The sequence below is a fragment of the Parabacteroides sp. ASF519 genome (genome assembly GCF_000364265.2).
Classification (GTDB): domain Bacteria; phylum Bacteroidota; class Bacteroidia; order Bacteroidales; family Tannerellaceae; genus Parabacteroides; species Parabacteroides goldsteinii.
In genome coordinates, this window is record NZ_AQFV02000006.1 from 5,399,581 (window position 1) to 5,411,565 (window position 11,985).

Here is an 11,985-nt window from a genome sequence, read left to right on the forward strand (position 1 = left end):
TTTACCTACTTTTTCAACAATTTATCTTCCATCACTTCTTTAAAAAGAAGATATGCTTCAGGAGTGATATGAATATGGTCTTCTTTGAAGTATTCCATAATAGGGCAATCATTCTCATCGACAAATTTCTCCCAGACACTTACATAATCCATATAATCATACAATGCAGCATATTCTTCCATCAGTCGATTGGCTTTCTTATATTTCTCAAAAGAGTTCACCCGCGCCGGACAAGGCTTGATGGAAACAAGCAGAATACGGCATTCCGGATAATGATAATGAATGAGACGGCTCATACAAATGACATCTTCCATAAACTGTTCAGGAGTAGTCTCCGTCTCATTCAAATCATTATCGCCTTCATAGATAACGACCTGGCGAGGATTAAAAGGCTTGACAACTTCATCGAAAAAATAGATCTGATCGCACATCATAGAACCACCGAATGCCCTGTTCACTACCACCGAGTTTGGAAAATACTTCTGTGTATCTCCCCATCGTGTAAACGTAGAGCTACCTATAAATAAAACACAACCTTGTTGGATTCCTTCCTTACTGTTTTTATCCCTTAACTCCTGAATCTTTTCTTCCCATTGCGCAGCCCGTTCATATTGGGCCGAAGCTAAAACGCAATGACAGGATAAAATACAAAGCAGAACTATCTTTTTCATGATCTATCACACCTTTCCTTCTTATTTTTTCACTTTAAAACACCAGAACCACGCTTCCCAGCCATTAGACAAGACATGCGCCAAGACCAATTTATCTTCGGTCAACTTCAGAATGTCAAATTCATGAACCGTTTTCCCTCCTTCGTTCGGAGAAACTCCTTTCAGGATCGTTCCGTCCACAATTGTCAATGTACCGATAGACCAGGGAGTTCCGTCAGCCATCACCTTCTGTTTAGTCATATCAAACTTAAAACTACCCTTCTCCACAACTTTTCCGGTCTGACTTATCTTCGTAAAATTGGCGGCACCGTTCAGGTCGAAATGCATAACGCCGTCTTTCCCGACTTCCGGATCTTGATCATCCATATCTCCCGCCTTGATCGTTGCCCAGGCCGGAGCGGTATTTCCGGGATAGCCGCCATTTCCCCAAACGACATCGTCCGGACTTGTATAATCCCACATCCAGTCTTTACCATTTTTATCCGTTCCTGCAAAAATGGCCCATTCATCTTCTATCGGATAAAGAATATTGTCAATAGTCACCTTACGAGTCGTAGAAATGGTTCCTCCAGCACATATTCCGGTGAAAACAATCTCTTTCTCACCTAAAAACGGGACCAGAACCGTATCCTGCTGACGCACAGAGATGCCTGAACCATAATTCCAATGAGATCCGACCATCGGAGTATTATTGATCATAACAATCTTATTTCCTCCCTCTGTCAGCGGATATACATCCAACTTCAACTCGCTTTCCGCGATCACACTACCTTGTTTATGCTCCTCCTCTATCGGATTACAAGACAACTGAAACATTGCCAGTAGCGAAAAAAGAGCGATTATTATCTTTTTCATATAATTTCATTTAACTGTTTGATTAATACAATGCATCATTACCCCATCCCGGAGTTTGTTCAAGTACGCCGGCCGATAAATCAATCTGTGTTTTGGGTATAGGCATGAATCCTCCCGTTTCCTGGATACGTTGTGTCAGATTACCCATATTCATCACATCATCCACTCCATTATTCTTAACTTTTACGCCGTTCTGTTTTTCAAGGGATTCGCCTGCAATGCCCCAACGAAGCAAATCATAATAACGGGAACCTTCAAAGGCTAGTTCCCAACGGCGTTCATTCTGCAACGCCCTATCCGTATAAGCAGCCAGAGGGGTTAAACCGGCACGTTCACGTACCCGGTTCAAATAACTGACATCCTGTTTCAGCTCTGCCATCATCAGCAATACATCTGCAAAGCGGATGATCACCTGATCCTGTGTGTTATCGATCTGGAAGTCAGGAGTTCGTCCATACAATATGCAACTGTAATTAACACAAGCTGTCGTTCCGTCCGACTTTGCCTGATGTGCGTTTATTGCGATATACTTCTTCTGCCAATAACCTGTTTCCTGTATCTGCATACTGGCTCCCCAGGTATAACTTTTTATATTCTCATCCGGATCGTTTACGTCCAGGATAGAAGCGGCACGCCTGAAGTCATTCGGTTCGCTTATCTCCCAGTCGCTTATCAGATTAGTACTGACCGGTCCTGCTCCCCAACCTTGTCCGAACGGAAATATATTCTCATAATTCGGTTGTTCACGAATGGAGAAATAAAGTACCGGTTGGTTTCCATAATAAATACTGGTAGAATGATTACCCATTGCAGAATATTTAATGGAAAAGATCGTTTCATTATTCTGGTCATCTCCCACCCAACTCAGGTTATTATCTGTAGCGAACTTATAATCAGGAGCCGTAGCGGAATTTGCGTAAGGCCATAAATTACCAAAATTGGAAACCAGCCCATGACCGCTATTATTAATACAGTCATCCAACCAGTTGATCACTTCCTGTTTTGTCACAGAACCGCCTTCAGTCAATGGCAGGGCGTCCTGCTTATAATATCCGGTATAAAATAAATAGACACGTGCCATCAATGATTCGGCAGCCCATTTCGTTGCATGTCCCAACTGGCTGTCTTTTACTTCATATTTTTTATCCGGCAACGTCTGAATGGCATATTTCAAATCATCCGCCATCTGAGCATATAACTCTCTGGCTTCGGCCCGCGGATTATTCACAGCTTCTGTCGTCAGAACCAAAGGTACCGTTCCAAACATACGGCATAATTCAAAATAGAAGTAAGCACGCAGAAACCGGGCTTCAGCCGCTATCTGATCTTTCAACTCCGGCTTTTCCCATGTCTTTACCACATCGAGAGTTTCCAGCAGCATATTGGAACGGAAAATCCCCTGATACATTTTTTTCCAGAAATCCGGGAACATATCGTCATTTATCTTTTTAAGTTGATCCATTGCAGCCCAGCTTCTATCTACGGCAGCTCCACCTCCCAGACGGTCATCCGAAAGCAATTCGGATACCAGGAAAGTGCATTGGTTTACATTCACTGATGGTAATATGGAATACACTCCGGTTAACGCATCCAATGCATCCTGTGATGTTTCCGGAAAACTCGACGTATCCTTTTTCACCAGATTTTCTGAATCCAGAAAACCGTCGCAACCTGTAAACAGGAATACGAGTAATGAAAGAAATGCTATCTTTTTCATATTTTAAATCGATTAGAATTTTAAATTAACACCTATCATATATGTTCTCGGACTTGGATAAAAGCCGACATCGATACCGGACACCCAACTCTTATCTGCACCATACCCGATTTCCGGATCCATTCCTGAATATTTGGTAAAGGTTGCCAGATTCTGAGCTGTCACATACAACCGGACCTGACCCAACGGCATACGGGGGAATAGTTTCTTAAAGTCATATCCTAAAGTCACATTCTGGATACGGAAATAATCCCCGTCTTCAATGAATATATCCGATATGTACAGCCAGTTTACATTCGTTCCGGATGCAACACGAGGCAAGCGGTTGGAAGTGCCTTCACCATGCCAACGGCCTAAAATGTCTGTTGTATAGTTTTCTTTCGGCTGGTCTGTAAACGACCGGTACGACTTGGCGATCTGGTTACCGAATACAGCATTTGTCGTTATCCCCAGGTCAAATCCTTTATATGCGAAATTCAGAGTCAATCCCATTGTAACATCCGGATGCGGGTTACCGATCATACATTTATCTTTATCATCAATCACACCGTCCTTGTTCGTATCTGCAAAAATCAAGTCACCGGGGGCTGTACCCGACAGCTTTGCTCTGGTATATTCTGCTATCTGCTTTTCACTCTGGAAAACACCCAACGTTTTATACCCATAGAAATAACCGATCGGGTATCCTTCCTGTGCCCGATACATTTCCGTTGTACCTTCACTCAGAATATTCGGACTTCCGTGAATAATTCCTTCGGAGTTGGCAATACGAGTTACTTCATTCTCATTATGCGACAAATTCAGGTTTACCCCGTAAGTAAAATCTCCAACATGATCATTCCAGTTCAAAGCCAGTTCAATACCTTTATTCCGAACATCACCGCCATTGATATAAGGAGCGTTCGTACCGTAGGAATCCAGAATAGGAGCCTGTACCAACCAATCTTTGGTTGTCTTTATATAATAGTCGAATGAAAGTCCCAGACGGCTACCCAGGAAACGGGCATCCAGACCTAAATCCAGCTGTTCGGAAGTTTCCCACGTTACATCCTTATTAGGTAAAATATCGGGATAAGCCCCGGAAGAAATAGTTTGCTTGTCCGGTCCGAAGAAATAATTGGACTTCAGGGACGAGATCGTTGCCAGATACTGGAACGGATCGATATCCTGATTACCGTTTTGTCCCCAGCTGGCACGGATTTTAAGGAAATCGAGATAATTTCTCGTCGGCTCCATAAATGCTTCGTTACTCATCACCCAACCGGCAGAAACTGAAGGGAAATAACCCCAGCGATTTCCTTTAGCAAAATTCGATGAACCATCGGCACGCATGACCAGGGTCAACAAATAAGTTTCCTTATAATCATAATTGATACGACCGAAGAAAGAAGCGATCCCTCTTTTCTGTAAGATCCCGTTCTTCATATAAGGAGAACCACCGACTGTTGTTTTATCGGCATAGATAACAGTTGTATTATCCAGATAGGCATGATCGAAGTCATCGAAAATCGAATTGACATTGCTGGCCGATAAATTGTCACCTAAACCACTCCGTTCCATAGACTGACCGATCAAGGCGCTGAAATTATGATTATTATTGATTTTGAAATCATAACTTACCGTATTTTCCCAAAGCCATCCAGAATTGATAAACATACGTTGAGTCACCTCATTCTCTTTATTATACACATTCGAAGCCAACTCATAAACCGGTTTAAAACTGCGATAGGAATTAGCTTCCATTGTCAAACCGAAGCTGCTCCTGATCTTCAGGTTTTTGATCGGCTGTAAAGTCACGTAGGCATTCGCTTTAATGTTATGTTTCTTTGTCAGGTTCTGACCATGTGCATAATCCATCAGGGCAACCGGGTTTTCACCAGTAGGATCCCAATCCAGTGCATAATGATAATTCCCGTCTTCGTCATACATAGGAAGGAACGGATTGGCTTTCAACGCACCGTTGATATCATTCTGATACTGGTTGCCGATAGAGATTCCCGATTTTTCAGTATAAGAATATGTCAGGTTCTCTCCAAACTTAATGATATCAAAGTCCTTATTTTTTAATAAAATGTGCTCGGTATTCAAACGAAATGTATAACGATCATACTTGGGTTGTACAGGTTTACCCAGAATACCTTCCTGTGAAGTATAGGAAATACCGATAGAATAAACGGACTGTTCGCTTCCTCCCGTAATATTCAGAGCATGATTCTGGACCGGGGCATTCTCATTCCTCATTTCATCCAACCAGTTCGTCCCTTTGTTCGTTCCATTGGCATAACTTTCCCAGTTGGGTACCATCGAACTAAAATCATAAGCAGGCAGGCCATCCATTAAACGACCTTCATTCTGTATCATCGCATATTCCTGTGCATTCAGTGTCGGAACCATTTTATATACATTCTGCACACCAAAATATCCGTCATAAGATATGGTTGCTTTTCCGGCACGCCCCTGTTTTGTCGTCACCAATACAACACCATTCGCAGCACGTGATCCGTAGATAGCAGCTGATGCAGCATCTTTCAGCACATCAATAGATTCGATATCGGCAGGATTCAGATTATTGATATCCGCACCGGTAACCCCGTCTATAATGTATAAAGGTCCCGAAGAACCGGTTGTACCCAAACCACGTATTGTCACATTGAAACCTTCGCCCGGCATACCGGATGATTGGGTAATGTTCACCCCAGGAGTCTGACTTTGCAAAGCACCCAAAGCACTCACCGTGTTCAGCTTCTGAATATCGTCTCCCTTCACCTGTACAGTCGCACCTGTTACCAGTTTTTTCTTCTGAATGCCATAGCCCACCACAACAACTTCATCCAAAGCCTGCGAATCTTCTTTTAAAGTAACCTGATAGATTGCAATGTTGGGCTTGACGGTCAATAACTGTTCCTGATAACCGATATACGTAATTTGTAAAACACTTCCGTCCGGAACAGTCAAGGTAAACCGTCCGTCCAGGTCCGTAACTGCACCGTTTGTAGTCCCTTTCTGAACAACGTTTACACCTATCAGAGGTTCATTACCGACCTCCGATACAACAATTCCGGAAATAGTCCTTCCCGTTTGAGCTTCTGCCAGCAGGTTTCCTAAAAGCAGGAAAACGGAAATGAAAACCAGATAAAAACTTCTATTTTTCTTTTCCATAAAAGAATTGATTTAATTGATTAATCACTATTTTTTTAATGTAATTTCCCTGGCGGGAACAATATGTTCTCGCTTATATAAATTTTAACATGAGACTTTTTGATAACTGAAACTTAAAGCCGTCTCAATAATTTAGCAGCTATTTCATTATTCATGACAATAGATTCATCCAACACAGCCGACCTGATTATTGCAGTCAATTCCTGATGCCATTTTACATCTCTCCACATACCGGCAAACTGCGGTCCACAAAAATTACTCGTAGCTATTCCTGCCCACATCCCCGTTTGAGCAGCCGCTACTGTTCCTAAAGCACAAAGTTCTTTCACCCAATCCCAATTCAGCAGAGGCCAGTCTTTATAATCTACAATCCCCCAGCATTCTGTAGTAATAAGAGGCCGTCCTGTTTTTCTTGCGATTTTCCCTGTCAGTTCTATTTTATCGGTCAGTAACTTCTGCCAGTACAATGGTTTCTCCCGGTAAAGCTTTTCAGCAGATCTCACCACTTTCTTATAGGCTTCGGGAGAAAACTGTCCATCCTTATAATCCACGATCTTATAAAACTCGCTGTTATTCTGATGAACCATCCATATATGATGCTCATACAAATCCAGGAAAGAAGTGTCTACTTCCTCATATTTCTGAACATCCCCATAATCAAAGGAAAAGAGGAAAGGCATATCCGGATATTCTTTCCTCATCCGATTCAAAGCATGTTTCATCCACTGAAGCGACTCTTCCTTATACCATTGTCCCCATACAACATGCGGATATTGGGATGAAAAGAAAGGAGCCCACAAATTTCCCGGCCATTCATTACACAGATCCACAAATAATACAGTATCCAACAGCCCATCTGTTTCTATAGATTTAAGAGTTGATATCCAGCAATCAGCCATCTTGTCTGGGGTTGTTATCTTCATCCTGGTATCATCTACGTCCTGACGATACCAGGAAGAAAGTCCTACCTTGATATCGCGTTCCCGACATTTTGTAAGAAACTCATTCAAAGCAGGCTGGACCTGTACTTCATTCAAATCCGGACTTCCCCAAACCTGCTGGTTCCAGACCTCATTCAACATCCATTTCCCGGTCGGATTCTCTGCGACCAGATGCGGATAAGCATCAATACGTATCGCATTATAACCACGTTCGAGCAATTCATCCAACACCTTATCCCAGTCTTCGTAACCGGCTCCCGGCCAACGACGTTCCAACCAGGAAAAGTCCCACATGGTAATTGCACGGGGCGATATCTTTCTCTTACTCATTTCCGGAACTACCTCATTAAAAGAAGAAGTTCCAAACAGATCAAAAGAAGCAAGGCTACCCAAAGTTGCCATAGTAGTTTGTTTTATAAAATTCCTTCTGTCCATATTCATTACTTAAACGGGATAATTTGCATTTACACTATAAAACTCTTTATTCAAAATGCTTGTGTATCCATAGGCTTTCTATTATTAGAATTATAACTGTTAACTATATCTCAGATTTCTATATGGCAAAGATATAGTCAGTTAAGCCTACTTCTTTTCTTTATTTTTGCGCATAATGCTGGTATTTTACCATAAATCTGAAATCAGATAACTTTCCGGTTTTTTACTCCGAACTTTTTCTGATATTCTGACGGCGACATCTGTGTGGAGCGTTTAAACTGCTCAATAAAGTTTGACAAATTATTAAAACCAGCCTCCATACTTAACGTCGAAATCTTCATACGTCCTTCTATCAATAGCTTTTTAGCATGCCCGATACGTATATCATTCAAGTACTGTACAAATGTCTTTTTGGTACGTCCCCTGAAATAACGGCAGAAAGCATTAGGCGTCAAACCGACCAGTGAAGCGACTTCTTCCAGTTTTATCGGCTTTGTAAAATTCTTCATCATATACTGGTATACTTTATCGAATCTTTCAAAATCCGAAGAATTGACAGATTCCGTGAATCCGACACTTGCCAGCAACTCATATTCGTCTGTCGTCGCCATCATTTCCAGCAACGAGATAAAGTTGGTAATTCGGGCAGCCCGGTATCATTCACCGAACGTTGGATGAAAGAACCGATCGTATCTCTGGATTTCCCCATAAACTTAATGCCGCGCCTGGAACGTTCTATCAACTGACGAATATTGTTCATTTCCGGTAAGCGGATCAGATTTTCTTCAAAAATATCTTTTAGAAAGAACAAACATAGGCAAGACGCCTTCAGTCCGGCACCTTGTTTAAAGAATTCATCATCATTCCGCCATTCATGGGGCAACTTCGGTCCTACCATACAAACATCACCTTCCTGGTATCTGTCAATATGGTCCCCGACAAAACGTGTTCCGGTACCTTCCAATATATACATAATTTCTATTTCGGGATGATAATGCCACGGAACAATAAAATGTGGCAAATCTTCTTTATAGAAGTTTATATAGCTATTGCTCGTAAATGGTAATTCCTGATAAAGTGGTATCATAATGTTTTATTTAATAAAGAAGATGGTTAGCCAATACATACTTATGCCTCTTGCACAAATATACAATCGAGCTTATATCAATATTTATTTGATATTCGCAGGAAATTATGGTATTTTACCATTAACATAAAATGGGATGTTAATATAACATAACCTTCAATATCTCTCCTCCTTTTCCATTGAAGTATTAAAGTATGGTTCAAAGAAAAATAAAAAAAGGATACGAACCAAAGGTATTTCTTCGGTTAACATATCCTTTTTTCTATGATATTTAATCTTTATTGATTCAGTACATGTATCGTATGACAAGCCACCAGTGCAGCTGTCTCCGTACGAAGACGACTTTCTCCTAATGAAATAGGTTCAAAACCCTGCTGTAAAGCCAGTTCTATCTCTTCCGGACTGAAGTCTCCTTCAGGGCCGATCAGTACTAAAGCGTTTTCACCCGGACGATACGTTTGTTTTAATAATGTTTTATCTCCATCCTCACAATGAGCGATAAACTTACGACCGTCAAAAGGTTGGCTGACAAACGATTTGAAATCAGTCATTCCTTCCAGCTGGGGTAGTGTCGCCTTTTGCGACTGCTTCATGGCACTGACCAAGATCTTTTCCAGACGGGCTGGTTTTATCTCCCGGCGTTCTGAGAAACGACAATTCAGGCAGGTAATGGCATCAATACCGATCTCGGTCGCTTTCTCTGCAAACCATTCCATCCGATCCATATTTTTTGTCGGAGCAACTGCGATATGAAGGTGGAAGTTCCATAAAGCCGGTTGCTGCCAACTCTCCAGAATGGACACTTCGCAATGTTTATGATGGGCACGACTGATAGCCGCCTTATAAAAAGTTCCTTTACCATCAGTCAGTAAAATTTCATCGCCTTCGGTCAGACGAAGTACACGAATACAGTGACCTGCCTCCTCTTCCGGCAGTTCCGGATTCACTGCAATATCCGGCGTATAAAATATCTGCACGTCTCTTTAATTTTCAATTTATAATTTTCAATTACCCGAGTATCATCCCTATAATCGTGGCTGACAACACAGAAACCAAAGCACCGGCAATCATGGCCGGAAAACCGAAACGGGTTATCATTTCCTTCTTCTCCGGAGCCAGCACTCCCATTCCGCCTAACAGAATCCCGATAGACGAAATATTAGCAAAACCACATAATATATAGGTAGACATTAAAATCGACTTTTGATACATGAACATCCCGGCATCTTTCCACTCCTGCAACTGGAAATAAGCCACAAATTCATTCAGGATCGTTTTCTGTCCCAGCAAAGAACCGACAAGCATAATATCCGGTGACGGAATACCGATCAGCCACATAAAAGGAGCCAGAATAACTCCGAGAATAAACTGGAACGTCAATCCCTGCGCTTTACCGTCAGTCACCGAAACGATCCATTCATTCAAACCGGTATAACGCCCCAGCAATCCTTCCAGAAGATAATTCGCCAAAGCGACCAGCGCAATGAATACCAAAAGCATTGCAGCTATATTGACCATCAGGCGGATACCGGTAGATGTTCCGGCAGCCAAGGCATCCAAAGCCGTCGGATGGGAACTTCCTTTTTCCAGCGTGGCAGCCTGATCAACGGCAACTTCCGTCTGCGGACAAAGCATCTTTGCCAAAACGATCGAGCCGGGTGCAGCCATCAACGACGCCGAAATCAGATGCTTGGCAAACAACACCCTGGCTACAGGGTCACCCCCCGATAACATACCAATATAAGTTGCCATAACCGTTCCGGCGATAGTCCCCATTCCGGACACCATAACCAGAAAGATCTCCGACTTATTCATCGCCGGCAAGTAATTCTTAATAAGCACGGGAGATTCAGTCATTCCCATAAATATATTTCCGGAGGTAACTAATCCTTCCGCACCCGATATATTCATAAACTTTCGTAGCAACCAGGAAAAAGCTCCCACAACACGCTGGATAATTCCCCAGTAATAAAAGAGGGAAACCAATGCTGAAAAGAAAATGACAACCGGTAATGAATGGATCAGGAATATAAACCCATTACTTTTGGTTGCGTACGGTCCTAATAAAAAGCCAACTCCCGCCTGGGTAAAGTCCATCAGTTTAATGAACGCCTTCCCCATCCATTCCAAAGCTGTTCCCACGAACGGTATATAAAGAACTGCCAGGGCAAATATGACCTGCATAATCAATCCACCTCCTATCAACTTCCAGTCAATACGTTTCCGGTCATAACTCAAGGCATATGCCACAGCCAGAACTGTCACGATCCCTAGTATTCCACGTAAAAGGGATTCCAGACTAATCCCGCTCTGTTGATCTATCATTTGGCACTTCCCTCCTCTTCTTCACGACGGCGAATCTCGTCTTTGTACATCTTTGCATATTCATAGTTCTCATCAGCTACAGCTTCTTCCATCCGTTCACTCAATTCTTCTTCATCCAGAAGAGAAAGCCATTTCTTCAATTCCGCCTCATCTTCTATATCTTCCGGTTCTTTGTCCAGCAAAGCATAATCGTTGTCATCCATTTCATCCGGCATCGAGGATTCTTCCAGCACGACTCCGCATTCTGAAACGATATGTTCTGTCGTATAGATGTCGCATTTCACCCGAAGAGCAATTGCAATGGCATCCGATGTCCGTGAATCGAGGCGTACCTGAGTTATGCCATCATCAAACAACAGCTCGGAATAGAAAACACCGTCTTCGAACTTATAAATGAAAACCTCCCGTAGCTGAATGCCGAAAGCCTGGGCAAAAGTCATAAATAAATCATGAGTAAGAGGCCTGGGAGGCGTAATATGTTCTAATGCAATAGCAATGGATTGTGCTTCCGATGTCCCTACTATAATAGGTACACGACGAGCTCCGTTTTCTTCCGCCAGTATCAGGGCATATGCTCCCGACTGAATCTGGCTATTAGTCAGCCCTTGAACCCGTAATTTTATTTTTGTATCCACACCACATAAATTTTATAGTACTGATACAAAAGTAATATTATTTCGGAATTAAAAGAGGGAAAGTGGACAAATGATGATCGGTAAAGTCTATAAAAAAGAAAAGGTTGTCATCCCGACAACCAATCTTCATTGCTAACCTTAAATCTAATACCATGAAAAA

8 protein-coding genes and 1 pseudogene are annotated in these 11,985 nt (G+C 42.2%); all 9 read right to left on the minus strand.

Annotated elements, in window-relative coordinates; genetic code table 11:
* Positions 1-5: 5 nt before the first annotated feature.
* Entirely contained in the window at positions 6-671 is a 666-nt protein-coding gene (locus C825_RS21670) for a GDSL-type esterase/lipase family protein (RefSeq protein WP_010800146.1), read from the minus strand.
* Between the two features lie 21 nt (positions 672-692).
* Positions 693-1,526: a hypothetical protein gene (locus tag C825_RS21675; RefSeq protein ID WP_010800147.1), complete on the minus strand. Its 834-nt coding sequence runs from the start codon at positions 1,524-1,526 to the stop codon at positions 693-695.
* Between the two features lie 22 nt (positions 1,527-1,548).
* Positions 1,549-3,243, minus strand: coding sequence for a RagB/SusD family nutrient uptake outer membrane protein (locus C825_RS21680; RefSeq protein WP_010800148.1), 1,695 nt, complete (start codon positions 3,241-3,243; stop codon positions 1,549-1,551).
* A gap of 12 nt (positions 3,244-3,255) precedes the next feature.
* Positions 3,256-6,402: a SusC/RagA family TonB-linked outer membrane protein gene (locus C825_RS21685; protein ID WP_010800149.1), complete on the minus strand. Its 3,147-nt coding sequence runs from the start codon at positions 6,400-6,402 to the stop codon at positions 3,256-3,258.
* 113 nt (positions 6,403-6,515) lie between these two features.
* The gene (locus tag C825_RS21690) at positions 6,516-7,745 is read right to left on the minus strand and encodes a cellulase-like family protein (protein ID WP_010800150.1); all 1,230 of its coding nucleotides are present in this window, start codon (positions 7,743-7,745) and stop codon (positions 6,516-6,518) included.
* A gap of 236 nt (positions 7,746-7,981) precedes the next feature.
* Positions 7,982-8,865 (minus strand): annotated as a pseudogene (locus C825_RS21695) (AraC family transcriptional regulator).
* 278 nt (positions 8,866-9,143) lie between these two features.
* Positions 9,144-9,842, minus strand: coding sequence for a 16S rRNA (uracil(1498)-N(3))-methyltransferase (locus C825_RS21700; RefSeq protein WP_010800152.1), 699 nt, complete (start codon positions 9,840-9,842; stop codon positions 9,144-9,146).
* A gap of 31 nt (positions 9,843-9,873) precedes the next feature.
* The gene (locus C825_RS21705; RefSeq protein WP_007657689.1) at positions 9,874-11,190 is read right to left on the minus strand and encodes a NupC/NupG family nucleoside CNT transporter; all 1,317 of its coding nucleotides are present in this window, start codon (positions 11,188-11,190) and stop codon (positions 9,874-9,876) included.
* Entirely contained in the window at positions 11,187-11,825 is a 639-nt protein-coding gene (locus C825_RS21710; RefSeq protein WP_007657688.1) for a bifunctional nuclease family protein, read from the minus strand. Before C825_RS21710 ends, C825_RS21705 begins: the two co-directional genes overlap by 4 nt.
* Between the last annotated feature and the right edge of the window lie 160 nt (positions 11,826-11,985).

Coding starts and splice junctions, on each gene's coding strand:
- C825_RS21705 (WP_007657689.1), bottom strand. CDS start 11,190: ATGATAGATCAACAGAGCGGGATTAGTCTGGAATCCCTTTTACGTGGA.
- C825_RS21675 (WP_010800147.1), bottom strand. CDS start 1,526: ATGAAAAAGATAATAATCGCTCTTTTTTCGCTACTGGCAATGTTTCAG.
- C825_RS21670 (WP_010800146.1), bottom strand. CDS start 671: ATGAAAAAGATAGTTCTGCTTTGTATTTTATCCTGTCATTGCGTTTTA.
- C825_RS21690 (WP_010800150.1), bottom strand. CDS start 7,745: ATGGCAACTTTGGGTAGCCTTGCTTCTTTTGATCTGTTTGGAACTTCT.
- C825_RS21680 (WP_010800148.1), bottom strand. CDS start 3,243: ATGAAAAAGATAGCATTTCTTTCATTACTCGTATTCCTGTTTACAGGT.
- C825_RS21685 (WP_010800149.1), bottom strand. CDS start 6,402: ATGGAAAAGAAAAATAGAAGTTTTTATCTGGTTTTCATTTCCGTTTTC.